This is a genomic window from Gracilimonas sp. (assembly GCF_031581265.1).
Lineage (GTDB): Bacteria > Bacteroidota > Rhodothermia > Balneolales > Balneolaceae > Gracilimonas.
This window is the reverse complement of sequence record NZ_JAVLBQ010000027.1, coordinates 15,090-41,319: the sequence shown is the minus strand read 5'-3', so window position 1 is coordinate 41,319 and position 26,230 is coordinate 15,090. Positions and strand designations below refer to the sequence as shown.

Below are 26,230 nucleotides of genomic sequence, written 5' to 3'. Positions count from 1 at the left end.
ACAAAACCGTTGCTCTACCAACTGAGCTACACTGGCTTTTCGCGAAAGACTTCAAAATTAAGTATGATTGCATTGATTGTCAATACAATTTATTAAAAACTTTCAGTTACCTCTGTTGGTGTTTGAAGTCTTTTTTGCCGAATATGAAAAGTAAACTTTTCCTACTATAAAAAGAATAATAAGAGCCAAAATAATTTTCCCATAATTGGATAAATAATCCCCAATTATTGGCCAATTATCACGAATAATCCACCCCATACCTATCAACAGGCTGTTCCATAAAATTGAACTCAATAGCGAACTTAGTACTGTAGGCACAATCGGGAGCCCGGACATGCCTGCTGTTAAAGAAATGACTGACCGGGTTCCGGCTAAAAATCTATTGGCTATAACCACCCCTTGCCCCCAACGCTTCATCCATAATTTACCTCTTTTAAAATATTTATAGGGTATAAAACGGAGTATAAAATGGCTTTCCCTGTTCTCTTCAATTTGTGTTCCCCACCTTAATCCCAGCCAATACATTGTCATGAATCCAACAACTGAAGCTCCAATAGTTAAACTCCAAATTGGAAATAGTTTTATAACTCCTTCTGCTGCCAAATATCCACCGAAGGCTACCAAAACATCGCCGGGCATGGGGGGTATTAAATTCTCAAAATAAGCTACAGCCAGAAAAATCAGATAAATTCCTATTGGAGGAGCATAACTTATCCAGTCAACAATATTTTGAATTATTTGATCCGCCATTAGCCTGTTTTTTTGACAAGTAGCACTGCCTGTGCAGCTATCCCTTCTTCGCGTCCAATAAACCCTAATTTCTCAGATGTAGTAGCTTTAACGGATATATTCTTTATTGAAGTATCAAAATCATCGGCAATGCATTTCCGCATAGCTTCAATATAGGGTGATAATTTTGGCTTTTCTGCAATCAAAGTCGCATCAAGGTTCACCAATTCATACCCCTCTGCAGTTATCAAAGTGTAGCTTCTTCTTAGTAACTTTCTACTATCAGCATCTTTGTATTTTTCATTGGTGTCAGGAAAATGTGTGCCAAGGTCTCCTAATGCTAAAGATCCCAACAGGGCATCTGTTATGGCATGTAGTAGTACATCCGCATCAGAATGCCCTAAGAGTCCTTTATCATAAGGAATTTCAACTCCACCTAATATAAGTTTCCTGCCCTTCTTTAGTTGGTGTACATCGTAGCCATAACCAATTCGAATATTACTCATGATTTCCCTCCAATATTGATGCGGCTACTTTCAGATCGAATGGATAGGTAATTTTTATATTTTCAGGACCACCTTCAATCATCTTTACAGTACCTCCGATACGCTCCACTAATGATGCATCGTCTGTTCCAACAAAATTGGAAGCAGCTGAATATGCTTTCTTAAGAAGTTCAGTTTTAAAAACCTGGGGAGTTTGAGCTTGCCATAAGCTAGCCCTGTCAGGCGTTAACTTTATAATAAGATCTTCATCAACTTGCTTTATAGTATCTTTTGATGGAATACCTATTACTGCACCTCCGACTTGTTCGGCAACTTCACAGGCTTTATTTATCAAAGATGCTCGAATAAAAGGACGAACTGCGTCATGAATTGCTACCAGATCTATATCATCACCAACCTTTTGGATAGCATTCTCAATGGATTGTTGCCTTTCACTTCCACCTTCAACTATGACAAAATAATTCACTTTTTGGGTGAATGAGCTGCAAATAGATTCCACTTCTGAAAAATTCTCGCTGGAAGCAGCAATAATTATTTGGGAAACTTGTGGTAAGCCCACAAAGTTTACAATCGTATGCTGAAGTATGGGCTTTCCCCCAACCTTTAAAAAAGGCTTAGGGGTCTCGGTTCCCATTCTTTTACCCGACCCTGCCGCCGGTATTATGACCGACAGTTTGGACATGATTATAGAATCAGCATTGCATCACCGAAGGTAAACATTCGGTAATTTTCTTTCTTCGCTTCTTCGTATGCTTCCATCATAAAGTCGTATCCCGCAAAAGCGGCTGCCAACATTAAGCGTGTTGATTCAGGCTGATGAAAGTTAATAATTAGTCCCTCGGTGATCTTAAAATCATAAGGTGGGTAAATAAACTTATCTGTCCATCCGGTACCCGGTTTTGACATACCACTGGCCATTACACTGGTCTCGATGGTACGTGTAGGACTTGAGCCCACGGCAATCACTCTATTTTTCTTTTTCTTGAGTGTTTCGTTGATTTTATCGGACGTGTCTTTTGATATGAAATAATTATCCGAATCCATTCGGTGCTTCGTAAGATCTTCCACTTCTACATTTCGGAAAATTCCCCAACCAATATGAAGCGTGGTTGGCAAAAACTCGATACCTTTCTTTTCTAATTTTTCCACCAATTCCGGGGTGAAATGCATTCCGGCATTAGGAGCTGAAACCGCCCCTCTTTCTGTAGCAAATATCGTTTGATATCGCTCTTTATCTTCCTCAACAGGCTCCCTTTCTACATACGGAGGGAGAGGCATTTTTCCTAACTCATCCAAGCGCTTATACAGTTCTTGGTTGGGCCCCTCATATAAAAAACGAATAGTTCTTCCTCGTGAAGTTGTATTATCTACAACCTCTGCCATCAGCTCTTCATCTTCTTCTCCGAAATATAATTTATTGCCGATTCTGATTTTGCGGGCAGGCTCTACCAACACATCCCAAAGCATATTTTCGGGCATCAACTCTCGTAGTAAAAATACTTCAATATCGGCTTCCGTTTTCTCCTTCTTGCCCTCCAGGCGAGCAGGAAATACTTTTGTGTTGTTGTAAATCATTACATCACCATCATTCACATATTCGTGAATTTTATCGAAGGTGGTATGTTCAATTGTTTTTTCTGCACGATTTAGAACCATTAATTTTGCTGAATCTCTTTTTTCCAGCGGTTCTTCAGGGATATTTAAATCGTCAATCTCAAATTTAAAATCGGTGAGCTTCATGTATATATTTAGGTTTTCGGTCTAATTGGAAAAGTTGATAAAGATACAGTTTTTCTATAGCTATTTCAATTCCACAACTTAAAGTAAGTTGTTTCATTATTTAGCCCTATTCGTTATACTTATTGATGTGCTTTTGCGTTGTGATTATAAATCAATTGAGTATCATGAAAAAATTATTTTCTACTACTGTTATATTCCTTCTATTATTTAGTGTGCAATTATCAGCTCAACTACGGAGTGATGCGCCAAAATCCTATGAATTTTCGGGCCCCATTATAAACGCACAGGCTCCCACAGTGCAAAATTGGTTAAATGATTTTTTCCAGAACAAAGTCACAATGAGCCATTCCTATTCAATGAATTTTGGATCGTACGGCGGTTCTTATCAAAATGTTAATGCTTATACTAATACCCTTCATTTCAACTTCACCAAAGATTTAACCGGTCGTGTAGATGTTTCTTTTCTGCATTCTCCCTTTGGCGGCTCTGATTTTGTAAACACCAACAACAACATGAATGGTGAAATCATTATCAGAAATGCGGAACTTAATTATGACATTAGTGATAACGCCCGCATTAGTTTTCAGTATCAGCAGCTACCTCGTTCCTACGGATTTTATAATCGGGGGTTTGGAAATTATGGCTACAACAGGTTCAACCCTTGGTATTAGTAGAACGTGTAGTTAATGACAAAAGAAGACAGCAAAAGTTCCTCCGATACTAATCAACTATATTTAAACGCTGCCATTGGATTTCTGAGTGTTCTGCTATTGGTATTAGTGGCAGCACTTTTTACCCGCATTGTTTATCCCCGTATTTTTAATGAACGCTCTGAACTTCAATCGCAACTGATAAGCGAAGTTATTCAGATTGAAGTGTTAAATGGCTGTGGTGTTCCCGGTATTGCCAACGCTTACACCGGCTTACTTCGCGCGAATGGTTTTGATGTAGTGGAAACCGGGAATTTCGAAACATTTGACCTACAAGAAACTGTTATAATATCCAGAAGCGGGGTTATGGATAATGCTTACAGAGTAGCAAATGCCTTAGGAGTTTCTGAACAAAATGTAATTCAAGAATCTTCCGCTGATTTTTATCTCGATGTTAGTGTGGTTATTGGCCACGATTACGAAAAATTAAATACCGATTAAGTAGTAAATTTACTTTTTGCCTACCTTAATTTCTTATCCAAAACTACCTTCTTCGCCTTAGCTTTGTTTACAAATAATTGATAATATTTTATTACGTTTTTTATTTCAATCAATTTTGTCGATTATCAATCGCCTTTTTAAAATCGCCAATGAATTTAAGTTTTTAGCCTAAAGCACAAGTTTTATGTCAAACCTCGACGAACTTACGCAAAAAGACCTTTTGCGATTGGCACAGAAAATACGTCGTGGAGATCATCAAGCTTTCAAAAAGCTATTCAAGTATTTTCACGCCCCTTTATGTGAGTTCGTTTTGAGGTATGTACACAACAAACAATCTGCTGAAGATATTGTACAATCGCTCTTCCTCGACATCTATGAAACAGGGATGGACTGGAATCCACAAGATAATGTTAAAACCTATATATACAGTTCTGCCAGAAATAAAGCGTTGAATTTTTCTGCGGGATAATGAAAAACACACCTCTGCCTCTGAATTAGATCAAACAATCCATTCTATTTTTAAACACTGCCATATTGAAGAGGAACAACATGTTCGCGACCTTCGTGAAGCACTCCAAAAAGCATACGAAGTGATGCCTGACAAGCGCAGACTTGTATTTATCCTTAGCAGAGAAAGCGAACTTACCTACAATGAAATTGCATCTGTTTTAAACATTTCGAAAAAAACCGTTGAAACACATATGGGCAGAGCTTTAAAAGCCCTTCGTAATGAACTTCAAAGCTTCTTTACTCATGTTAAAAATTAGCAGAGATCACATCTATCAAAAGTAATTAGAATTTCTTGTAGGGGTATACCTCATGATTTAGTGTCTTATAAGAAAGGACACTAAAAAAAAGCACATGAGTTTTAATTCTGATTATGACGATATAGACTGGAACATACTTGCAAAATATTTTTCAGGTAATGCCAGCGAAGCTGAAACTAATACAATTAAAGAATGGGTAAACAGTTCAGCTGAAAACAAAACAAAATTCGAGAATGCCCGTGAAGCTTGGGAGGCAAGTAAAACCACCCGTCAAGTTTGGGATACTGAAGCAGCCTGGGCTAAGCTGAATAATCAAATAAGAGAAAAAGAAAGAGCATCCGCCCCAATTCCTATCCCGACAAAACGGGAGAATGCCTCTTCTTGGAAACACTATTTAAAAGTAGCTGCTATATTATTATTTGCGGTGTTGGTTGGTGTATTGTCTTTTCAAAACAAACAGGTGAAAAAGTCTTTAGCCATCGAAGAAGCTGCACCTGTTAAAGAGTTTTCTAATCAAAAAGGACAACGTTCTACTCTTAACCTGCCAGATAATAGCAAAGTTTATTTAGCCGCAGACAGCAGGCTCATATTACAGCCCGATTTTAATGACAAAAACAGAAAAGTGTTTATTGAAGGGGAAGCCTATTTTGAAATTACTAAAAATGCAGACCTTCCATTTATTGTTGAAACAAACCACGGAAGAATAGAAGTATTAGGTACAAAATTTAATGTAAATGCTTTCCCGGAGACAAATCAACAAGAAGTTGCTGTAACCGAAGGCAAAGTAGCATTTAGCTCGAATCAATCTACTCAAAATGCAACCATTTTAACTGCCGGCAAGCTCGGTATTTTATCCTTTGACAGTAAAACTGTTTCTGTTCAATCCATAGAAGATCTTGATTATCACACCGGGTGGATTACTGGTAAACTTGTATTTAAAGACACTGCCCTGCCTACTGTAATAAAAAAACTAGAACGTTGGTACGATATTGACATTAAATCTACTATCGGTGAAGAAGAAATGGGTAAAAAAGAGCTAGCAAGTACTTTTAAAAACCAACAACTGAATGAAGTATTAGAAGCTATTTCCTTGTCATTAGACATCAACCTCTCTAAAAAAGATAACACCTATACATTTTCACAAAAATAGTAAAGATAGTTGGGATTAAAGCCTATTGATGATTCCGTCATTTTATATGGCCACCGGAAATACATTCATCACATTAAAAATTTTCTCACTCCATATCATTAAAACAATAACACTAGCCTAACGAAATAATATGACAAAACATGCTACAATAATATTGACGTTAGTCTTTGCATTTTGCTCGAGTTTATCCTCAACAAGCATTGCAAAGCAAACGCAAGAGTCAAACTTTGTGCCAATTAACTGGTATGCACATGCAGAAAGCACAACCGCTTTCAAACAAAAAATTGATATAGATTTAAGTAATGTATCAATTGAAAAAGCCTTGCAATTAATTAGCAAAAAAGGAAATACGAGGCTTACCTATGCTAAAAACATATTGCCGGAGATTAACATTACACTGGAGCGAAATAGTATAAGTGTTATAGATGCTCTTCAAGCTGTGGTAGAAAATACTAATTTACGAATAATGGCTTCCCCTTCCGGGCAAGTTGTGATTTTAAAAAAAGAAGAAGCTATTCTAAATGGAACCATATCAGGTACCGTAATTGATGCTCAAACCGGCGAAACTGTAATCGGTGCCAGTGTTTACCTGGAAGACCGTGGAAAGGGAGATGCAACCGGTATTGATGGTAAATATTCCATTGATGGTGTTGAACCCGGTGAGTATAAACTTACAGCCAGTTTCCTCGGATACAGAAAAGTAACCAAAGATATAACGGTAAGCTCAAATGACAACTTAGTTGTCGACTTCGAACTCAATCCCAGCTCATTTACACTTGATGAAATGGTAGTAAGTGGCATGGTTGACCCTATTGACGGAAAGAAAATTCCATTCTCAATTGGAAAGGTAAGCAAAGAAAATATTGCTTCCGTACCCACCACCAACTCAGCTCTGGGAGCTATTCAGGGTAAAGTTGCAGGTGCACAAATTGTTCGAAGTGGCGGACAGCCAGGTACCGGAGTGTATATCATGTTGCGGACTCCTACTTCTATTGAAGGCAGTAACTCTCCCATGTATGTAGTGGATGGAGTTGTACTCGGTACTTCCTTTGGAGGAACAACCGTCGACTTGGAATCACTTGATATTGAAGATGTAGAAGTTATTAAAGGAGCTGCTGCAGCATCTCTTTATGGTTCAAGAGCGGCAGGTGGAGTAATTTCAATTACTACCTCCAGAGGTAAAAATCTAAACCTTGATGAAACCAGAATCACCTATCGCGGAGAGCTGGGAGTAACACAAGCTGCTTCAGATTTTCCAGTTTCTAACAGCCATTTTTATAAAACTAATGAGGATGGAAAATTCATAGATAGCGATGGGAATGTGACAACAGACCCAAATGCCAGAGTAACTTCAGACGATCTTATGATGGACAATGAATATGGCGTTCCTTTGTATGACAACCTCGGCACATTCTATAATCCAGGTGTTTTTAGGACCAACAGTATTAGTGTAAGTCAACGCCTCGATCGCACTAACTTTATGATTTCTGCCAATAATTACCGTGAGGAAGGATCATTGGCAAACAGTGATGGTTTCAAAAGAAACAACTTTAGAGTAAATGTAGATCATATTATAAATGACAAACTATATTTAAGCGTCAGCGCCTATCATAACAGAGGACATCGTGATAATAATGCAAGCGGATTTCAATCCCTTCTTTTATATCCAAGAACTGTTGATTTAGGAAAAAAAGATGAAAATGGAGACTATCTCATTCAGCCTGATTCATCAGTAAACCTCACTAACCCCATTTGGGCACAGGCTTCATCGGATAGTTACTCCGACCGCCAAAGGACATTAGCCAGCATTGATGTTAGGTTCACCCCCTTCAAATGGCTGAATGCATCCGGTAACTTTAGCTACGATCGTTCTGATATTATTTCTAGCTCATACACGGCTAAAGGCACCCCAACTTCACCAAATGAAGAAAGCAGATCAGATGGGTCCCTATCTAAATCTGTAACATATACCGATGCCCTGAACGGCTCTTTTAGCTTGAGTGGCCTTAAAAGATTCGGAAAGCTAAACACCCGAATTACCTTAAGAGGGATGTTTGAAAGTGAAACTTACAATAGTATTAGAGCCAGTGGAAACACCTTTGCTTTAGTTGGTCTTCCTGATTTGGACTACACCGAAGAACAGTATGCTTCCTCCTACGTTCAGGAGATAAAATCTAACGGCTATTTTGTGCAATCCGGATTAGATTATGATGACAAATACATTGCCGATCTGCTAATTCGAAGAGATGGAAGCTCACTTTTTGGACCCGATGCAAGATGGAATACCTACTACAGAGTAGGATTAAGCTATCGTTTATCTAAAGAAAAGTGGTGGAATATTGATGACATAACCGAATTCAAACTACGCTATTCACAAGGTACTGCAGGTGGTAGACCAGGGTTTGGAGATCGCTTTGAGACCTGGAGTTATAATACATCTACCGGGAGTGTATCAAGAAGTTCTTTAGGGAATCGTAATCTGCGACCTGAAAAAACTACCGAGCAAGAATTCGGGCTCGATATGATTCTCTATGATCGGTACTCATTTCAGTTAACCTATGTAACCCAATTAACAGATCAGCAGTTATTAACTAAACCTCTGCAAGCCGTATATGGTTATCCTGCACAGGTTGTTAATGACGGTAAGTTTGGTGGTACCACCTTAGAAGCTACTATTGAGGCTCAAATTATAAATACCCGTGATGCCCGATGTTCAGCAACTCTTGTAGCCGATAAATCAAACAGTGAAATTGAAGAGTGGAACAGACCTTCTTACTTCTCAGGTTTTAGACTGATTGAAGAAGGAGCCAACTTAAGTGACATGTATGGTGAGTATCACTACAGAAGCTTAAACAATTTACCTCAAGAGTTACAAGCCAATAGTGATCAATTCCAGATCAATGACGACGGATATGTTGTTGCTGTAGGTTCTGGGAATTCCTGGAAAGAAGGCCTTGAAAAAGACTTATGGGGTTCAACAGTTGAGATTGATGGCGAGCAATACAAGTGGGGACACCCAATAATAGCCAGAGATGAAACCGGCGGGCCGGCAACCGTAAAAATTGGTAGCAGTAATCCGGATTTTAACCTGGGATTACTAAATAACTTCTACTATAAAGGTTTCACCGTGCATTCCCACCTACATGCTCAAATTGGCGGAAATGTATATAACTACACTCGCCAACGTCTTTATTTCTATGAGAACCATGGTGACATGGATCAAAGAGGTAAATCAGAAGCAACCAAGAAGCCTCTTGGATATTACCAAACACTGTACAACTTCAGCAACTACACCAAAGAGTTTTCATAAAGTGGAACGTACCTGAAACTGCGTGAACTTGCTGTTAAATACACGGTTAGAAAAGAGCAACTTTCTAAGATAGGCTTGGGTGGTGTTCACTCTATTTCATTAGGTGCAATAGGCAGAAACCTACTTACGATTAGTAATTACTCGGGCTTCGACCCTGAAGTAGGTTCTGTGCTCCAAAGAATAGACAATTTTGGCTATCCCGTAACGAGCACCTTTACAGGTACAATTGAAATCTCATTTTAAACCGAATAACAGGAAACTTATGTTTAATAGTAAAATACCCTTTGATATAAGGGAATACACGCCAGGTGTAAAATACTTTGTTTTGATTTTGTGCCTTAGTATGTATTCTTGCCAAGATCTTGGCGTTCAAAATAAAACCGCCCCCGATAGAGTACGCGCGTTAAGTAATCCGGGTGATGTTGAGAAGCTCATAGCCAGTACCTTTCAAGAGTATTGGGGAAGAACCCAAACATCAGGTACTTCCATCAATACCATGCCTTTGATTGCAGACGAGATGAGTGGAACCTATGCTAATAATGCTGCTCTGGAAATGTCTTCAGAACCACGAACAGCACTTAACAATAGTCCTACTTCAGATGCCCATGAAACCGGAAGGTATCAATGGTATGCTTGGTATGGAGCCCTTTCAAGTGCTAATGAAGGCCTCGCAGCTATTGATGGTGGTTTAGAAATCATTGATGAAGATGGAAATGATAATACTCCACGGGCTGTAGGTTTTGCCAAATTTATGCAAGGTGTAAGTCTTGGATACATTGGCATGCTTTTTGACCAAGGTTCTATCACGGATGAAAATACTAATCTCGAGAACGAACAGGAGCTTGCCTACAAGCCTTACCCTGAAGTAATAGATGCTTCTCTTGAAAAGTTAGACGCAGCTATTGATTATATGGAAACCAGTAGCTTTTCTTTACCTAATGACTGGATGCTCGGTGCTCCACTCTCTAATGATGAACTTGCAAGAGTATCAAGTTCATTTGCAGCAAGAGTAATGGTTTACGGTGCACGAACACCGGCTGAAAGAAATGCTTTAGATTGGGATAAGGTACTATCCTATATCGATAATGGTATAACTGAAGACTTCAATATCGTAATGGAATACCCCGACTTAACCAGCTCGTACCATTACAGAGCGCAAACCGGTAGTTCTTACAGAGCTCACGCTGATAATAAATTAGTGGGACCTGCAGATACCAGTGGTGCTTACCAAAATTGGCTTAATTCCGATTTAAACGACAGAGAGGCATTCCTTATATACACTCCTGATCGCCGAATTACCTCACACGGTGATTCAGCCGAAACGGATGGAAAATATTTCAGATCTGCATCTTATGGCCTCAATAGAACAGAAAGAGGGATTTATCACAATTCTTACTATCAGTGGTACCGAAGAGATGGTGTTTGGTGGGAAGGTCCTCATGCGTTAATTCAAAAAGCAGAAATGGACCTTTTTAAAGCTGAAGCTTTAGTCCAAATTGGTGGAGCTGCGAATCTCCAGGAAGCGGCAGACTTGGTTAACAAAACCCGAGTTGCAAATGGAGAATTAGCCCCGGTCACTGTTGATGGCGTCCCTGCCGGTTCAGCACCAGTCATGGCTGATGGCTCCCCAGGCTCACTCCTTGACGCCATTTATTATGAAAGAATGATTGAGCTTGCTGGAACTGATGCCTTAAGAGCATATCTCGACAGGCGTGGTTCTGGCACTTTAACCGAAGGTACTTTTTACCACTTCCCAGTACCCGGACGTGAACTTCAAACATTGGGCATTCCCCTTTATACCTACGGTGGTGTAGGTAACGAAGGTAGTGCAGAATAATAATATTCACCCCTCCTTTATATAAAATTAAAGGTGGGGTGATTTTTCATTCAATAAAACAATATGACCAAAAGAACACTATATATATTCACATGTATCGCCTTAAGCTTCATAATTATTAGCTGTAGTGCTGCCTCAAATCTTGGCGGTGATAATCGGCACCAAGAACGTCTTGGAGTTTCCAACATTAGTACAATGAAAATAGAAACCCCTCGAATTTTCTCTCGATTTGGATATGAAGTTCAAAGACAGGAAGAATCGTTAAGTGATGTTTATTTTGAATCAAGATGGAGAAAAAGACCACCATTGGAAGATGAAGTGCAACTTGGTATTCGACAAGTAAATACACGACTTATTGTTCGGGCTACTCCAAGAGCAACAGCAGGAAGCTCAGGACACATTTACAAAGTCACATTAATAGCAGAAAATCAATACCAGGATTCTGAAACCGGGGAATGGAAATTCAGCCCATTAACTGAACAGGCTATAGCAAAAATTGAAGAAATAGCCGATGCTTTCAAGACAGAATTTCAGGTTAAGGGTTTAAACTAACTTAGGTATACCGGCATGAGTTTTTAACCAAACAACGTTTTTGTTAAAGTGGCTTAGTTGATTTGTCCTCAACAGCCGAAATGCCAAAAGGAGAAAATTGAAATTTTCTCCTTTTTTTTATTTCTAATTTTTTAAACTCATTTAATATTAAGAATGCTGCTATAACAGCCTTATCTTTGATGAGTATAAGGCATTCCTTGTTAGCAGTCTGCAAAGAACTCGGAATGTTCCCTTTCTTTTTCTCATTTTAAGAAATAGATAATGAACCAAGAACAAAATTCAAGTTGATAATCGTCGATGACAAAAATTAAAGCACCCTCAAAACAACAATTCCAAAATTCATTTTCTGAAGAAAGCACCGATTCCAAAGAAATGGTTGAGACTATTACGGAAGCATTACTCAGCCGAAAGGGAAAAGAAATAACGGTTTTAGATGTCTCAAAACTGACAACCCTCACTGATTATTTTGTGGTATGCCACGGTACTTCCGACATTCAAATTAAAGCCTTGGCTGATGCTGTTGAGGAAGATGTGCGGGAACAACTGGAAGAAAAAGCATGGAAAAAAGAGGGGCTGCAGGGTCGTAATTGGGTTATTTTAGATTTTGTGAATGTCGTGGTTCATATAATGAGTAAAGAGAAACGCGATTTTTATGGCATCGAACGAATGTGGAATGATGCAGATATCACATATATAAAAGACGCTGACGAATCCTAATCTTTTCTTTTGAGTACAAGCGCATATAAAATTCTGATCACAGAGCCCATTCCTCAAAAGACTATTTCTTTTCTTGAGGACTTTGGAAAGGTCGTAGTCGGCGAAAAGGGAGCTTACCAATCAGAAGATCGACTCATCGAAGATATTTCTCAGTACCACGCTTTACTGTGTATGCTTTCCACCCCGGTTACTGAGCAGGTTTTAAAGCATGGGGACAATCTCGAAATAGTAGCTAACTTTGCCGTTGGGTATGATAATATTAATGTGGAAGCAGCACATGAAATGGGAATCAAAGTAGCCAATACTCCTGATGTGCTAACCGAAGCATGCGGAGATTATGCTATGGGATTGCTACTCGCACTTTCAAGAAAGTTTAAAGAAGCTGAACAATATTTGAGAGATGGTAAGTTCAAGGGTTGGGAACCTTTAGGATTTTTAGGAATGGAGCTTCGAGGTCGTACACTGGGTATTATTGGAATGGGTAGAATCGGACAAGCTTTTGCTAATCGAGCTAAAGCTTTCGGGATGAATATCATCTACCACAACCGTACGCCCGTGGATAGAGATATAGAACAACAACTTGATGCAACGTATATATCCGACCATAAAGAACTTGCAAAAAAATGTGATGTACTCAGCCTAAACTGTCCTCTTACTGATGAAACTCACCATCTGGTTGACCAAGAACTATTGGCGATAATGAAAGATCATGCCCTGTTAGTGAATATATCAAGAGGTGCTGTAATTGATGAGGAAGCTTTAGCAGAAGCGCTTCATCAAAAAGCCATAGCCGGTGCTGCTCTTGATGTATTTGAAGAAGAGCCCAAAGTTCACCCTGAATTATTATCTGCACCCAATACTCTCCTCCTTCCCCACATTGCCAGTGCCACCCATAAAACCAGGGAAGCTATTGGTCAGTTGGCTGCCGAAGCTATCGTTGCAGTTCTGCAGGGTAAACCGAATCACGAAATACCAAACTTGATTAGCCGTTAATTATCGCTCATATTCATTCATCAATTACGAAATGAGCTAATTTGACTCCCCTGATAAAAAATAAAACCTGGTTTGTTGCTTCTCTGCTGGTTTTCACAGCCCTCGGCTATGGATTGTATGAAATAACAGCATCTCAAAGTGCGCTTAATAATGAGGAGCTGAACAAAAAAGCTACTGAGTCAGTCACCCAAGCTCTGCAAAGATTTTCAGAGTTTGAGTCAGATTTTCTGTCACAAAGCAATGCCCTTTTTTCTGACCTTCGAGAAGAGTTAAGCGATAATCCAGATACCGATATTTCTACCATCCCAAATACCAATGAAGATGATTTTTGGGGGATTTCGGTTTTCAAGGGAGACGAACTAATTCTATGGAATGGTTTTGGCCCAGCGGAACTATCAATAGATTCTGCTCAAATAAGCCGCCCTCATACTGAGGTTGCACGAAATAATAACATTACCTACCTACGGTATACCAATTCTTTTGTGATTCAGCGTGATACTGCTCACAAATATATACTTGTCACACGGAAGAAAATTCAACAAGAAAATGTTCTGCCGATCGGTAGAAATTCAGAATTAACTTCCCAATCCTTATTCCAGTCTCCATCAGAATACCCGGTACGCTTCAGCTTCTTTGATACCCCTCCTGAAAACTCAATATACTTCGCCAATATATCTACTCACAGCGTTGACTCTGCGGGAGTCATCTATGCATTGCAGGATGACCTGTCAGATTACAATAACGAACAACAAAATAAAGTAATCTTATATCGGGCGGTATTTTATGCCTTACTGATAGTTTTAATTGCTCTCTTTTTAATTTTTATATCACAACGACTCGACACCTGGCGGTCACTCTTCGTGAAATTATTTGCTTTACTTATAGCATGGCTTTTCTTCACCAACATCAATTTTGAAATTGGATGGACTCAGACATTTAACTCCTTGGAACAAGAAAGAATAAGTTCCATTAAACCGCTTATACATTATGGCATTCATGCTCTTTTTATTTTATTAATTACCCTTTCATCATATACACCACTCAGCAATAATGACCTGAAATTAAGTACACCACCTTTTTATTTATCATCTGCTATTTTGGGTCTTTCCGGTTTTTTCAGTGCCACTTTATTTTACTTCTTCCTAACGGAAACATATACCCTCTTCTATGAGACCTCAATTCCGGTCTTAGACCTGGAAATTTTTCCGTCGATCATAACGCTCTCTTTTTATGTACTCTCATCCGTATTTGTGACTTCTTTAATACTCTTGATATTCTTCCTGAACCGCTTCCTCTTCCAGCTATTTGAGTATGTTTTTCCGATAAAAACTATCATTACTTTTGCCGGATTTTTCACCGCATTAATGTTTCATACTTATTTGGGAGCCGCCCCACTCCCCTTGTTAGTGAGTATAATTGCGTTAATTTATTTTTCTCTGTTGATCGCCCTGCTTTGGACTAAAGAGCAAGGTCTCTATTCATTAGCCAACACTTCTTTTTTAAGAAAGCTTTTCGTGTTCAGTCTTTTCGCAGTTGGAATAACATACATAGGTATGTACAATGGCTACTCAGACCGACTTGATGAACAGATGGAGCAAGCAGCTGAAGAATTTGCTAACCAGGAAGAATCACAGGCCGACAGAATCGTCAGAGAATTGCTCATTAACCTGGAGCAATCGATGTCTCCTTTTTCATCCCAAAATTTGATGGAAAGGCCTGAATTTGCCGAACGCATATTCAACCAACAAATTCAATCCCTGATTCCGGAAGAGTGGAAGAGCTTTTCTATTTCTGCTCAGTTGATTAATGATGAGGGGGAGACCATCAGCGAATATTCATCCAATATCGACTCTCCGGCATGGACCAAAGCCTTCAACATGCAATCGCTGATTATCCCTTTTCAAATGGAACAAATCAGTATTAACAACCTGATTCCCATTGTCAGAAAGCGCCCATTAAATGAATCGAACTCTAACTACTCGACCTTCCGCAGAGCATGGATTCCCTTATATCAAAAAGGAGAAAACCCCGAGCGGCTTGGATGGATTTTATGCTCTGTGTACCAAGAAAGACCTCAGCATAATAAACCTCTTCGGGCCGTTATCGCTTCTCAGGAAAATAGTAACTGGAATGCCCCTATCAGCATTACAGAATTTATTGACCAACAATCTGCCCGTAAAAATGTAGTTGGCACCCCTATTGACCTGCCGGGGTATTCTCGTTTACCGGAAACTTTATATTCACAAATTCAGGAAGATTCACTTCTGCACCGTATCTCCCAGTTCACCGGACAATCTTTTCGGGAACTGTTTATTATACATGATGATAACCAAATAATACGGTCGGCTACCAAACATCCCGAGTTTGCGAATCATCTTTTTGCCTTTATGCGATTTTATTTTTCCATTTTTTTATTCGGATTGCTTGTATTGTGGATTATAAAATTAAGGAGTAAACTTGAAATAATAGGAACTGGGCATCGATTCCGGGACCGCCTCATAGATCAATTTACGCTCGCTTCCTTGACCTGCCTTATTGTACTTATTGGTGCTACCTACTATGGGGTGAAACATCAAACCCAGAATACCGTTCAGGACCAGCTTTTAAGCAAACTCAATAATCTCACAGAAGTTATAAGCAGCAATCTTAGCGAAAACGCTGACCTCGCCGATCTGTCCCTTAACGAACTTACTTCTACAATAGATGCCGATGCTTCCATTTACCAAAATAAAGCCGTTTTAACCTCTACTACAGAGCAGGTGTATTCTCAACATGTACTCCCCAATCTCCTTCCGTGGGATGTATATGAGTCCATTTTTGAGCGAGGAAATAACCAGGTCACCAGAAAAACAAAACTTGGCAACCAGGAATTATTGATTGGATATCAGCCTTGGTTTGATGGTAACAACGATATTGCCGGTGTCATATCGATTCCTACATTTTTGGAAGCCCCAAAATTCAATGAACAATTGCTTGCTACCACCAGTTACTTACTGGGTTTTTATGTGCTCATTTTTGGATTATTTATCCTCGGAGCCACATTGATCTCCAGAAAACTGACAGCTCCCCTTGAAGCTTTAAGAACCGGACTTAAACAAATATCGGGAGGCGACCTGGAAACTACACTCCCGGTTAAAAGTGAGGATGAAATTGGTTCTTTGACGCAGGCTTACAATACCATGGTTCACCGTTTACAAGATGTTCAAAAAGAACTTGCCAAAGCTTAGCGCGAAGCCGCTTGGAAAGAAATGGCCCAACAGGTAGCTCATGAAATCAAAAACCCGTTAACCCCCATGAAGTTGAATCTTCAGCATCTGGAGCGACAGCTTAATGTATCGGGAGAAGAGTTTCAAAAAATGAAGCCTCAGATCGAAAAAATTGCTGCAAATATGATCGGCCAAATTGAATCTCTGAACAAAATTGCTTCAGATTTTTCGAAGTTTGCTCAGCCTTCAGATCAGGAATTTAAAGCAGTTGAAATAAACGCATTACTAATTTCAGTATCCGAATTATATGCACAGGAAAAACAACTTGAAATAGTTACTGCGCTTTCACCTCAAAAACTCTGGATTATGGGAGCGGAAGACGAAATTCGAAGAGCTTTCATCAATTTGGTAAAAAATGCCTATGAGGCAATGCCCGATGGCGGTAAAATTATTTTGAAATCTGCAACCACCTCCAGTAAAGAGAACGTTGAAATATCGGTTCAAGACTACGGAGAAGGTATACCGGAAGAAAGCAGAGATAAAATATTCGTTCCGAACTTTTCGACTAAATCGAGCGGAACAGGTTTAGGGCTTGCCATCACCAAAAAAATAATTCAAGAGCACAACGGTGATATTTCATTCACTTCAACAGTTGGGGAGGGAACTATTTTTACGATAAAATTACCTGAAAAGGATGCTTCCTCAAATTGATGCAAAGCTAAAATTTCGATAGCCCTTCAATCTCTGGATTATAGGTTATTGGTATTGATATAAGATTTCACTAAAACTTAATAGCTTTAAGTTCGTACCTTTCCCGGCTCAATATTTTTTATGGAATATTTGCACGAAGAAATAAAAAAAGAAAGCCGAAAACTAATCTCTATCGGTAGTCCCATTATAGCAACTCAACTTATCAGTATGGGGTTGAATTTCACGGATACCGTGATGGCGGGAAATCTTTCGGCCTTAGACCTGGCAGCAGTAGCGATCGGGAATGCCATTTTTATGCCTATAGCTGTTTTTTGTATGGCTACACTTATTGCCATAAATCCCATTGTCTCACAGCATCTTGGGGCAAGACGATTTGAAGAAATTGGGAAAAGTGCCCGCCAAATGATCTGGCTCATCCTAATACTTACCATACCTGCCTTTTTTCTGCTCAGGAATCTTGAATTAGTTATGTCACTGATTGGTGTAACTGCAGAAATTATTCCCATTGCGGACGGATATTTAAAAGCCATTTCGTGGGGGATGTTACCGCTGTTGGTATACGCCGGATTTCGGTATTTCAGTGAAGGACTTTCCGTAACCCGCCCTGCCATGTTTATTGCCGGCTCAGCTTTGATATTAAATGTTGGAGCCAACTATGTGTTAATGTACGGTAAACTGGGTTTTCCTCCTTTAGGAGCCATAGGAACCGGATATGCCAGCTCTGTTGTCAATCTTTTTGCGGCCATAGCATTTTTGATATTTACCGCATCTTTTAAACCCTTCAAGCGTTTTAACATTTTTGCAAGAACTTCCGGACCGGAATTAGAATATATTCGTGAGATAATTAGAGTAGGTGTTCCAAATGGAGTCAGCTCGTCTATGGAAGTTCTCCTGTTTGCTACCGTTAGCTTATTGATGGGAACTTTAAGTGTTAAAGCAGCAGCAGCCCATCAAATTGCCATCAATGTTGCCGCTACAATGTTTATGATACCTTTTGGGCTGTCGATGGCAATATCACAACGCGTTGGTTTTTCCATCGGACAAGGCTCAATTGAAAAAGCTCGTTTCAGAGGATTTATTGGAATCGTTATCTGCGCCGGGGTGATGTGCCTGACGGCATTACTGCTATTTTTAGCACCGGAATTTATTATCAGAATATATACTGATGATGCTGAAGTTGCAGGTTTAGCTATTTCACTTCTTTTTATGGCAGCTGTTTTTCAGATATCCGATGGCCTTCAAGTTGGAGCTTTTGGCGCTCTTCGTGGACTTAAAGATACACGGGTGCCTATGGTTGTAAATTTTATTTCTTACTGGGTAATTGGATTCCCTACCGGGTATTTACTCGGCATTCATCTCAATTATGGTCCTGAAGGATTATGGATTGGACTTATAGGCGGACTTACCGTAGCAGCTGTATTACACAACTACCGCTTTAATAAACTTACCAAACCAAAAAATTCTATCCATCAATTCGAATGAACTTCTACTGCATAAGGTTTGGATAACACCTATAAATTGTTATTCTACTTTATGTCCGTTTTCATTCACAACATAGCTACTTCAACCCCCTCCTTCTCGAACGATCAGCAGCATATTCGGGAAGTGATGAAAGACCAACTTGGCTCAGACCGGAAAACACAGGCTATAATTCATCGTATTTATACCCAGTCTGGAATTAAAAAACGTCATTCGGTACTTGAAGATTTCTCTCCCAATGAAAAAGGAAATCTGTTCTTTAACGGTCAAGCTAAATCGGAGCCGGGCACGGCAGCACGAAATAAAATTTATGAGCGAGAGTCTAAAAAGCTTTTCGTTGAGACGGCTCAAAAGCTACTGAATAGTAACCAGGAATTCTCAGCAGACGAGATAACACATGTCATAACCGTTTCCTGTACCGGATTTTTTGCGCCCGGACCCGATTATGAAATCGTAAAAGCCCTGAACCTAAAACACTCAACTCAACGATTTCACGTTGGTTTTATGGGCTGTTATGCTGTTTTTCCTGCCCTGAAAATGGCTCAATCATTTTGTATTTCTGATCCTGATGCTGTAGTTCTCTTGGTGAGTGCCGAACTATGCACCTTGCACTTCCAATTCAAAAATGAAATTGACAATTTACTATCCGGCTCCGTTTTTGCGGATGGGGCAGCCGGCTTATTAATCTCATCAAGGAAGCCCGGCAAAAAAGCCCTTCAGATTCAGCATTTCACCTCAACACTGGCTCCAAAAGGTGAAAAAGATATGGCCTGGACCATTGGGGATTTTGGGTTTGATATGATCCTTTCATCCTATGTGCCCGACATCATACAAGAAAATCTAAGAGAAGCAATCGATCCTATTTATCAGGATTTGAAACTTACTCCAAAAGATATCGACTTTTGGGCCGTACACCCCGGGGGCAGATCTATACTGGATAAAATTGAATCATCGCTATCTCTGGAGCCTCATCAAATAGCAGCTTCGAGAAAAGTTTTAGCCGAGTATGGAAACATGAGCAGCGCCACTATTCTATTTGTATTGCAAGAGTTGATGAATTCTGATTTAGGAAAACATCAACAAATTTTGGGTATGGCTTTCGGTCCCGGATTAACTATTGAAAGTGGTCTTTTCCAAATCTATGAACCTGAAACCTGAGATTCATGAGTTTGATTTTTCCTGACAGACAAGCTCATCTAATTGAAGAAATGGACCGGGATGATTGTGAACCTGTTACTCTCCAAAACACCTACCGGCAGTTTTCAACAATCAATAAGTTATTATCCAAGTGGAAAAACATCTATAAACAGCAAATACGTCCTCTATTGAAAAAAGGAGAAAGCTACTCACTGCTTGACATTGGATTTGGAGGCGGAGATCTGTCGATACATTTAGCCCGGTGGGCCCAAGAAGATGGAATCGAACTTAACATTACAGCCATTGATACCGATGAGAGGGCTTATGATTATGCCACCGAAACATACCCATCTGATCTGGTTGACTGGAAACATCTATCTTCAAGCGAGCTTGTTGCCCAAAATAAATCTTTCGACTTCGTAATCTCCAATCACCTGCTTCATCATTTAGATAATGAAAGTTTAGCAGATTTACTACATGAGGCAACCCAACTGGCAACAAAGAAAGTCATTTTCAACGATATTGAAAGAAATGGATTGGGATATCTGCTCTTCAACATCTTTTCGAGACTATTATTTAGAAATTCTTATATAACCAAGGATGGCTTGATATCCATTAAACGCAGCTTTACTCACAGGGAATTAGAAGCCCTTGTACCGAAAGGCTGGCAAGTTTACCGGGTTTTCCCCTTCAGACTCGTTCTCTCCTATGAAAAAGACTGAAAAGCATATTCATGTTGTCATAATAGGCGGTGGTCCTGTTGGCTTATTTTTAGCTATCTCACTGCTCAAACGTGGAATACATTGTCGGGTATTAGAGAAAAGAAAAGATCCCGTTCCTGATTCGCGATCTCTTGGTATACACCCGGTTTCCCTTGAGCTTTTTGATGAACTGGGTATTTCGACTCCTTTTTTAGAAGCCGGATTAAAAATCAAAAAAGGAATTGCACTTACAGAAAATAGAAAGCTTGGTGAGATTTCATTTGAATCTTGCCCCGGGCCACATAAATACATTCTTGCTTGTCCTCAGTTCACCACAGAAAAAATATTGCGTAATGAACTTCAAAAATTAGACTCAGAAGCACTGATCACGGAATCCACTTTTGAACATTTTGAAGAAAAGGATGATGAAATCATTACAACTTATACGAACCGAAGAAATGAGAGCGTACAACTCACAAGTAGTTTTATTGTAGGGTGTGATGGCAAAAATAGTTCGGTTCGGCAACAAGCATCCATTCATTACTCCGGAAAAAGATATTCTGATACTTATGTTATGGGCGATTTTGAGGATACCACGAAATTTGGCGTTGATGCCGCCGTTTTTTTGGCAAAAGCCGGTTTGATAGAATGCTTCCCTTTGCCCAACGGGATGCGGAGGTGGGTCATAAAAACGGATCAATACATTGAAGAACCGGATGAAAACTTAATCAAAAAATTAATTCAACAAAGAATTCAGCATACCCTATATGCAGCCAAAAGCACCATGATAAGCAGCTTCGGTGTTCAACATTTCACTGCTGAAACATTTGTTAAGGGCAGGGTTATTTTAGCCGGAGATGCTGCCCATGTTGTTAGCCCTATTGGCGGTCAAGGGATGAACCTCGGGTGGTTGGGTGCTCAAAAAATTTCCCTCGCTCTTCAAGCAATAGCATCAAGTTCAACGGATCAAGACCAAGTTTTAGAATCCTTGAATGACTATAACCGAATCCAAAAGAACATATCAAAAAAAGTAGCGCGCCGGGCTGAATTAAATATGAGATTGGGCAGGAAAACATCTGTTCCAATTCTTAAAGAAATCATTATACGGACTATGTTATCGCCTCTGTTCAGCAAAAAAGTTGCAAGGACGTTTACAATGCGAGGACTTGAAAACGATTTCTTTTAAATCGGAAATGAGATAATGGTCGAAGATCCAATACCCGGGTTATGGGGATATTTTATTTCTCCGTTTAGTTTACTAACAAAAGATTTTACAATAAAGCGGGCATCCGGCTTAGAACTGAGCGTCTTATTTTCCTCTATCCCTTTTCCATTATTGGAAACCATCATCACTATTTTATCATCTGAAGGCTGACTGAGATTTACTACCACTTCCCCCATCGCCAACCCATCAAAAGAATATTCAAATATATTCATCAACAACTCATTGATAATTAATCCACAGAGTATAGAGCGGTTAGAATCCAGGTAGATCTCGTCAAAATTCGTACTTAATTGAATGTCTTTTTCAGTACCTTCAAAAAGATTTTCCACATTGTGAACCACATCTGTCAGGTAATCAGCAATGTTTAGCTCATTGTCCTGTGTCCCACGGTCCAAAATATTATGCGCTTTGGCCAATGACTTAAGTCTCAAAGCAGCAAATAAAAGCACCCGATGGGCTTTTTCATCTTTTATGTCATCCAGTTCAAATTCAATGAGCCCACTTATTACCGATAAGCTGTTTTTAAGCCGATGATGCAGTTCCGATATATATTCGGATTGTGCTCGGAGTTTTCTCTCTTTTTTATCGTAAATTTTTGACCGCTCAATGGCTATTCCGACATGGTATGCCAAAGCTTCAAAAACCTGTATATCCTTATCTTCAAAAGGCTTGTCATCAATCCTGTTTACAGCCTGCAATACCCCAAAAGGCTTTCCTGATGCTTTTTTCAGCGGGACACATATCAGATTTCTGGTTTTAAAATCGGAAGAAAGATCATGCCAAAACTGTTCCTCTTTCTCAACGTTGTTAGAATAGAAAGGTTTATTGTTGGAAATTACCCACCCACTAATTCCTTTTGTCTTAGGTATTTCCTTTCCAATAATTTCATCTTTTACCGGCCCGGTGGGAATACTTACATTCAGGTTACCTGTTTGTTCATCGAGAAGCATTAATGAACTGGCTTCGGTATCCATTACTATTTTTAGCAGCTTCCATACATTTTAGAAGCACTTCTTTTAGCTCAAGAGTCCTGTTTATTCCATCTACAACTTCGAGGATAAGCTCATTTAACAGAGGATTCTTTGAGTTCTTTTGATCAATATCTTTATTCCCTTTTTTGATAAGAACACCCTTTGATTGTCTAAGTACGTCAATATATAAAAAATCTCTCTATAAAATTTTACAGGAAAAGCAGAAATAAAAAAAGGGCAAGCGACCTATATCACGCCGCTACGACCTAATTACCGCTGCTGCATTCCTGCCCTGACGGAGTTCAAAGGGAGCTGGCTGTATAGGACTTGCCCAAGGCTTTAAAGATAAGGGTTCTGACAACCCACTATCAAGATTTATTTAAGGTATTTATTCTTCTAAGAAAACTAATTGGCGTCAATTATACTGTTGAATAACTAAAATAATTTTCGATTGTCATTCTTAGCCGTTTACTTTATTCATATCTTTGGAGCTAACCAAAAAAATATAGTGATGCCCGAGTTTTCTGTTTACGTAATGCCCGTTCTTATTTTCTTTGCCCGTATCGCAGATGTTTCTCTGGGTACGCTTCGCATAACTATGGTTTCCCGGGGTTATAAGCTTCAATCAGCTTTATTGGGCTTTTTTGAAGTACTTATCTGGGTTATTGTAGTAGCTCAATTGCTTACCAATCTTGACCATTGGGTTAACTATGTGGCATATGCCGCAGGATTTTCAGCCGGAACATTCATTGGGCTATATATAGAAGACAAAATGAAAGTGGGTACTGTTTTGGTTCGTATTATAACCTTAAATAAATCTGGGGAATTAATTGAGGCTTTGAAAGAGGCCGGCGTAGCTGTAACAAGCGTTGATGCAAAAGGGGGCTATAACGATGTGAAAGTAATCTTCACGGTGATGAAGAGAAAGAAATTGAATAAAGTTTTCACCATAGTAAAAGAAATTGATCCCGAAGCCTTTTTCTCTACTGAGGATGTTAAATATTCAAACAAACATCATGATCATTTATTAAAACCTGATGACCAAAACCCATTTGACAGATTGCTAAGGCTTCGTAAGGGAGTCTAGCTATTCACCTTGCAAGGTAACGACCAATTTTCTTGACCCACCGTTATTACGATGTTCACATAAATATACGCCCTGCCAGGTTCCAAGATTTAATTTACCATCGGTTACAGGGATAGTTACTGATGAACCTAACAAGGAACTTTTAATGTGAGATGTCATGTCATCAGTTCCTTCTAAAGTGTGTTTATACAAAGATGTATCTTCGGGAACTGTGCGGTTAAAATGAGCCTCAAAATCGCGTCGCACCGAGGGATCAGCATTTTCATTGATAGTAAGTGCCGCACTGGTATGTTTGATGAAAATATGAGCAAGCCCGGTGTTTATCTTTTTAATTTCCGGAACTTCTCTCAGTATTTCTTTTGTGATGATATGGTACCCTCTTGATTTGGGCGAAAGCTTAATTTCATTTTGTATCCACATGGTGTTGGTTATTCGTTATTCGTTAATTGGTTATTAGTTGAACCAAAATCAATTCCCAATAACCATCAAACTACTTTTCTTCTTCTAATTTCTCATCAAAGGGAGCGATCACTTTCTGCACGTTTTTAGTGCCATCAAAATATTTCAGCACTTCAAGCAATACCTCATCTACCGAAATATCCGGGCAAGAAGCACCTGATGTCAACGCAATCTTGACAGGTTGATTCATTTTAGGAAGCCAATTCTCGGTTTCCTTCATTTCCTTATCCCATTGATTGAAGTGATGGATTTTCTCTGGGGAAAGCTCGGTCATATCCCGCACGTGAAAAGTAGGGAACTTATGCTCCAGGATTTCAACCAAATGCATGGTATTGGAAGAATTGTATCCGCCTACAACCAGGGCTAGGTCAGCATCAGTCTCGGCCAAAGCGATAGTGGCCGATTGATTTTCATTGGTTGCATAACAGAGGGTGTCGGAGGTGTCCGCAAAATGATCAAGGATGTTAGCCTCCCCAAATCGTTGGATAGCCGCTTCCCTTAAAATTTCCATAACCCGCTGAGTTTCCGTAGCCAGCATGGTAGTTTGGTTGATCACTCCAAATCGCTCCATGTCTTCCAAGGGATTAAATCCTTCTGTGGATTTATGGCCAAAATATTTCTCGAAATCGGAAAGCGGGCGGTCTTCGGTCATAATATCTGCAAGAATCTGCGCTTCCTCAGGATTTAAAACAACTACCACTTCCGAATGGTCTGCACTGTGGGAAAAAGTCGCGCGTGTTTCTTCATGCTGATGTTTTCCATGCACCACCAAACTGTAGTCCTTTTTTCCCAATTGCTTCCCACGCTTCCATACCTTTTCCACAAAAGGACAGGTGGTATTATACTGATAGGGATCAATCCCTACTTCTTTGAGCTGTTCCTGAATTTCCAGCGTAGTTCCAAAGGCCGGGACAATTACGATATCCTCTGGATTCAGGGAGCTAATTGGGATTCGTTCGGTTCCATCCGTATCAAACAAAAACTGTACTCCCCTCTTCTGCAAATCTTCATTCACCGTGGGATTGTGGATCATTTCACTGAGCAGGTAAATATTCTTATCCGGATTTTCTTCAACCGTCCGATAAGCAATGTCGATGGCATTTTCCACTCCATAACAAAATCCAAAAAACCGAGGAATGTAGAACTGTACCGGACCAAAATCGAGCAGCGATGGCTCCAGGTCTTTCTTCATCGGGTCGATGATCTTAGTCGCCTCCTTAACCTTTCGGATAATCGGAGACTGATACATTTTTGGAATGTCGAATTTTTTACGTGCCACGTAAAATCTCTGTAATCTTTGTTATGACTTGTTCCATTTTATCTTCTTTCAGAATGCCAGCCTTATATAAAATTAAATTTTTTGAACAGGTAAATAATTTTTCAGGCCGAACATTACTAGTAACTCTAAGAGAACCTTCGCTGAAGTCAGAATCAGATAATTTAATGGCAAAATTATTCCTAATCGTCTTACTTGTGATTTGCGCCAGCAGTAAATCTTCACCAAAGTTTCTAATTACAAGAGCAGGGCGCCTCTTTGATTGAGAAAGATAAGAAAATGGGAAGGGAACAACTACCACGTCCCCTTTTATAAATGTTTCCATGCTTTGTCTTCTTCTGGCTTTTCCCAATCTTTTTTAAGTGAGGGCTCGCTTACTAAAGAAATATTCATTTGCTCCTTTTCCTTCTCAAGTAAAAACTGAACAAAATCGATTACCTCCTGAATTTTATGTTCAGGAATTTTTTCAATTTCCCTTTTTAATAATTCTTTATCACTCATTTGACTGACATTTTAAATTAAAAAC

At 39.5% G+C, this 26,230-nt stretch carries 26 protein-coding genes and 1 other RNA gene; 17 read left to right on the top strand and 10 right to left on the bottom strand.

What is annotated here, in order from left to right; genetic code table 11:
• Window positions 1-102 precede the first annotated feature (102 nt).
• From RI561_RS10150 to queA, 4 genes are read right to left on the bottom strand one after another with little or no spacing between them, the layout of a single operon-like run.
• A complete protein-coding gene (locus RI561_RS10150; protein WP_395080120.1) occupies window positions 103-750 on the bottom strand; it encodes a DedA family protein in 648 nt (215 codons plus the stop codon).
• A complete protein-coding gene (gene ispF, locus RI561_RS10145; protein ID WP_395080119.1) occupies window positions 750-1,235 on the bottom strand; it encodes a 2-C-methyl-D-erythritol 2,4-cyclodiphosphate synthase in 486 nt (161 codons plus the stop codon). Before ispF ends, RI561_RS10150 begins: the two co-directional genes overlap by 1 nt.
• Complete coding sequence (gene ispD, locus RI561_RS10140) at window positions 1,228-1,917, bottom strand: 2-C-methyl-D-erythritol 4-phosphate cytidylyltransferase (protein ID WP_395080118.1); 690 nt, start codon at window positions 1,915-1,917, stop codon at window positions 1,228-1,230. The genes ispF and ispD overlap by 8 nt, the downstream gene beginning before the upstream one ends.
• Window positions 1,918-1,919: 2 nt before the next feature.
• On the bottom strand, window positions 1,920-2,975 hold the full coding sequence (gene queA / locus RI561_RS10135; protein WP_395080117.1) for a tRNA preQ1(34) S-adenosylmethionine ribosyltransferase-isomerase QueA: 1,056 nt from the start codon (window positions 2,973-2,975) through the stop codon (window positions 1,920-1,922).
• A 164-nt stretch (window positions 2,976-3,139) separates the two neighbouring features.
• Between queA and RI561_RS10130 the strand changes: the two genes are divergently transcribed.
• The 16 genes from RI561_RS10130 to RI561_RS10055 all read left to right on the top strand — a co-directional run bounded on the left by RI561_RS10130 (window position 3,140) and on the right by RI561_RS10055 (window position 21,872).
• Complete coding sequence (locus tag RI561_RS10130) at window positions 3,140-3,646, top strand: hypothetical protein (RefSeq protein ID WP_395080116.1); 507 nt, start codon at window positions 3,140-3,142, stop codon at window positions 3,644-3,646.
• 15 nt (window positions 3,647-3,661) lie between these two features.
• Window positions 3,662-4,126, top strand: a complete 465-nt coding sequence (locus tag RI561_RS10125; protein ID WP_395080115.1) for a LytR C-terminal domain-containing protein — start codon at window positions 3,662-3,664, stop codon at window positions 4,124-4,126.
• A 184-nt stretch (window positions 4,127-4,310) separates the two neighbouring features.
• On the top strand, window positions 4,311-4,595 hold the full coding sequence (locus RI561_RS10120) for an RNA polymerase sigma factor (protein WP_395080114.1): 285 nt from the start codon (window positions 4,311-4,313) through the stop codon (window positions 4,593-4,595).
• Window positions 4,579-4,893 (top strand): sigma-70 family RNA polymerase sigma factor, encoded by a 315-nt coding sequence (locus tag RI561_RS10115; protein ID WP_395080122.1) that lies wholly within the window; start codon window positions 4,579-4,581, stop codon window positions 4,891-4,893. Before RI561_RS10120 ends, RI561_RS10115 begins: the two co-directional genes overlap by 17 nt.
• A gap of 94 nt (window positions 4,894-4,987) precedes the next feature.
• Window positions 4,988-6,043, top strand: a complete 1,056-nt coding sequence (locus RI561_RS10110; RefSeq protein ID WP_395080113.1) for a FecR family protein — start codon at window positions 4,988-4,990, stop codon at window positions 6,041-6,043.
• Between the two features lie 229 nt (window positions 6,044-6,272).
• Window positions 6,273-9,353, top strand: coding sequence for a SusC/RagA family TonB-linked outer membrane protein (locus RI561_RS10105; protein WP_395080112.1), 3,081 nt, complete (start codon window positions 6,273-6,275; stop codon window positions 9,351-9,353).
• Between the two features lie 343 nt (window positions 9,354-9,696).
• Complete coding sequence (locus tag RI561_RS10100) at window positions 9,697-11,190, top strand: hypothetical protein (RefSeq protein WP_395080111.1); 1,494 nt, start codon at window positions 9,697-9,699, stop codon at window positions 11,188-11,190.
• A 195-nt stretch (window positions 11,191-11,385) separates the two neighbouring features.
• The gene (locus RI561_RS10095; RefSeq protein ID WP_395080110.1) at window positions 11,386-11,742 is read left to right on the top strand and encodes a hypothetical protein; all 357 of its coding nucleotides are present in this window, start codon (window positions 11,386-11,388) and stop codon (window positions 11,740-11,742) included.
• 297 nt (window positions 11,743-12,039) lie between these two features.
• Entirely contained in the window at window positions 12,040-12,459 is a 420-nt protein-coding gene (gene rsfS / locus RI561_RS10090) for a ribosome silencing factor (RefSeq protein ID WP_395080109.1), read from the top strand.
• A 9-nt stretch (window positions 12,460-12,468) separates the two neighbouring features.
• Entirely contained in the window at window positions 12,469-13,452 is a 984-nt protein-coding gene (locus tag RI561_RS10085; RefSeq protein WP_395080108.1) for a 2-hydroxyacid dehydrogenase, read from the top strand.
• 41 nt (window positions 13,453-13,493) lie between these two features.
• Entirely contained in the window at window positions 13,494-16,679 is a 3,186-nt protein-coding gene (locus tag RI561_RS10080; RefSeq protein WP_395080107.1) for a HAMP domain-containing protein, read from the top strand.
• Between the two features lie 21 nt (window positions 16,680-16,700).
• Window positions 16,701-17,369 carry a sensor histidine kinase gene (locus tag RI561_RS10075; RefSeq protein WP_395080106.1) on the top strand — a complete coding sequence of 223 codons (669 nt, stop codon included), beginning with the start codon at window positions 16,701-16,703 and terminating at the stop codon, window positions 17,367-17,369.
• Between the two features lie 120 nt (window positions 17,370-17,489).
• On the top strand, window positions 17,490-18,851 hold the full coding sequence (locus RI561_RS10070; RefSeq protein WP_395080105.1) for an MATE family efflux transporter: 1,362 nt from the start codon (window positions 17,490-17,492) through the stop codon (window positions 18,849-18,851).
• A 51-nt stretch (window positions 18,852-18,902) separates the two neighbouring features.
• Window positions 18,903-20,006, top strand: coding sequence for a type III polyketide synthase (locus RI561_RS10065; protein ID WP_395080104.1), 1,104 nt, complete (start codon window positions 18,903-18,905; stop codon window positions 20,004-20,006).
• 5 nt (window positions 20,007-20,011) lie between these two features.
• Window positions 20,012-20,707 (top strand): class I SAM-dependent methyltransferase, encoded by a 696-nt coding sequence (locus RI561_RS10060; protein WP_395080103.1) that lies wholly within the window; start codon window positions 20,012-20,014, stop codon window positions 20,705-20,707.
• The gene (locus RI561_RS10055) at window positions 20,694-21,872 is read left to right on the top strand and encodes an FAD-dependent oxidoreductase (RefSeq protein WP_395080102.1); all 1,179 of its coding nucleotides are present in this window, start codon (window positions 20,694-20,696) and stop codon (window positions 21,870-21,872) included. Before RI561_RS10060 ends, RI561_RS10055 begins: the two co-directional genes overlap by 14 nt.
• Here the strand turns inward: RI561_RS10055 and RI561_RS10050 are convergent.
• Window positions 21,869-22,885, bottom strand: a complete 1,017-nt coding sequence (locus RI561_RS10050; RefSeq protein WP_395080101.1) for a GAF domain-containing protein — start codon at window positions 22,883-22,885, stop codon at window positions 21,869-21,871. The two genes, RI561_RS10055 and RI561_RS10050, sit on opposite strands and share 4 nt — an antisense overlap.
• Before the next feature lie 229 nt (window positions 22,886-23,114).
• Window positions 23,115-23,215, bottom strand: an RNA gene (ffs, locus tag RI561_RS10045) — signal recognition particle sRNA small type.
• A 178-nt stretch (window positions 23,216-23,393) separates the two neighbouring features.
• On the opposite strand from ffs, the gene RI561_RS10040 reads away from it, so the two are divergent.
• Window positions 23,394-23,969: a DUF2179 domain-containing protein gene (locus RI561_RS10040; protein ID WP_395080100.1), complete on the top strand. Its 576-nt coding sequence runs from the start codon at window positions 23,394-23,396 to the stop codon at window positions 23,967-23,969.
• On the opposite strand, the gene RI561_RS10035 is transcribed toward RI561_RS10040, so the two are convergent.
• The 4 genes from RI561_RS10035 to RI561_RS10020 form a co-directional block, all read right to left on the bottom strand.
• A complete protein-coding gene (locus RI561_RS10035; RefSeq protein WP_395080099.1) occupies window positions 23,970-24,389 on the bottom strand; it encodes a secondary thiamine-phosphate synthase enzyme YjbQ in 420 nt (139 codons plus the stop codon).
• Window positions 24,390-24,459: 70 nt separating this feature from the next.
• Window positions 24,460-25,707, bottom strand: a complete 1,248-nt coding sequence (locus tag RI561_RS10030; RefSeq protein WP_395080098.1) for a 4-hydroxy-3-methylbut-2-enyl diphosphate reductase — start codon at window positions 25,705-25,707, stop codon at window positions 24,460-24,462.
• Complete coding sequence (locus RI561_RS10025) at window positions 25,697-26,029, bottom strand: type II toxin-antitoxin system PemK/MazF family toxin (RefSeq protein WP_395080097.1); 333 nt, start codon at window positions 26,027-26,029, stop codon at window positions 25,697-25,699. The genes RI561_RS10030 and RI561_RS10025 overlap by 11 nt, the downstream gene beginning before the upstream one ends.
• The gene (locus tag RI561_RS10020) at window positions 26,014-26,205 is read right to left on the bottom strand and encodes a DUF2281 domain-containing protein (protein WP_395080096.1); all 192 of its coding nucleotides are present in this window, start codon (window positions 26,203-26,205) and stop codon (window positions 26,014-26,016) included. The genes RI561_RS10025 and RI561_RS10020 overlap by 16 nt, the downstream gene beginning before the upstream one ends.
• Between the last annotated feature and the right edge of the window lie 25 nt (window positions 26,206-26,230).

Coding starts and splice junctions, on each gene's coding strand:
- RI561_RS10040 (WP_395080100.1), top strand. CDS start 23,394: ATGCCCGAGTTTTCTGTTTACGTAATGCCCGTTCTTATTTTCTTTGCC.
- RI561_RS10070 (WP_395080105.1), top strand. CDS start 17,490: ATGGAATATTTGCACGAAGAAATAAAAAAAGAAAGCCGAAAACTAATC.
- RI561_RS10150 (WP_395080120.1), bottom strand. CDS start 750: ATGGCGGATCAAATAATTCAAAATATTGTTGACTGGATAAGTTATGCT.
- RI561_RS10125 (WP_395080115.1), top strand. CDS start 3,662: ATGACAAAAGAAGACAGCAAAAGTTCCTCCGATACTAATCAACTATAT.
- ispF (WP_395080119.1), bottom strand. CDS start 1,235: ATGAGTAATATTCGAATTGGTTATGGCTACGATGTACACCAACTAAAG.
- RI561_RS10120 (WP_395080114.1), top strand. CDS start 4,311: ATGTCAAACCTCGACGAACTTACGCAAAAAGACCTTTTGCGATTGGCA.
- RI561_RS10110 (WP_395080113.1), top strand. CDS start 4,988: ATGAGTTTTAATTCTGATTATGACGATATAGACTGGAACATACTTGCA.
- RI561_RS10075 (WP_395080106.1), top strand. CDS start 16,701: ATGGCCCAACAGGTAGCTCATGAAATCAAAAACCCGTTAACCCCCATG.
- queA (WP_395080117.1), bottom strand. CDS start 2,975: ATGAAGCTCACCGATTTTAAATTTGAGATTGACGATTTAAATATCCCT.
- RI561_RS10025 (WP_395080097.1), bottom strand. CDS start 26,029: ATGGAAACATTTATAAAAGGGGACGTGGTAGTTGTTCCCTTCCCATTT.
- rsfS (WP_395080109.1), top strand. CDS start 12,040: ATGACAAAAATTAAAGCACCCTCAAAACAACAATTCCAAAATTCATTT.
- RI561_RS10055 (WP_395080102.1), top strand. CDS start 20,694: ATGAAAAAGACTGAAAAGCATATTCATGTTGTCATAATAGGCGGTGGT.
- RI561_RS10130 (WP_395080116.1), top strand. CDS start 3,140: ATGAAAAAATTATTTTCTACTACTGTTATATTCCTTCTATTATTTAGT.
- RI561_RS10095 (WP_395080110.1), top strand. CDS start 11,386: ATGAAAATAGAAACCCCTCGAATTTTCTCTCGATTTGGATATGAAGTT.
- RI561_RS10020 (WP_395080096.1), bottom strand. CDS start 26,205: ATGAGTGATAAAGAATTATTAAAAAGGGAAATTGAAAAAATTCCTGAA.
- RI561_RS10100 (WP_395080111.1), top strand. CDS start 9,697: ATGTATTCTTGCCAAGATCTTGGCGTTCAAAATAAAACCGCCCCCGAT.
- RI561_RS10050 (WP_395080101.1), bottom strand. CDS start 22,885: ATGGATACCGAAGCCAGTTCATTAATGCTTCTCGATGAACAAACAGGT.
- RI561_RS10065 (WP_395080104.1), top strand. CDS start 18,903: ATGTCCGTTTTCATTCACAACATAGCTACTTCAACCCCCTCCTTCTCG.
- RI561_RS10035 (WP_395080099.1), bottom strand. CDS start 24,389: ATGTGGATACAAAATGAAATTAAGCTTTCGCCCAAATCAAGAGGGTAC.
- RI561_RS10060 (WP_395080103.1), top strand. CDS start 20,012: ATGAGTTTGATTTTTCCTGACAGACAAGCTCATCTAATTGAAGAAATG.
- ispD (WP_395080118.1), bottom strand. CDS start 1,917: ATGTCCAAACTGTCGGTCATAATACCGGCGGCAGGGTCGGGTAAAAGA.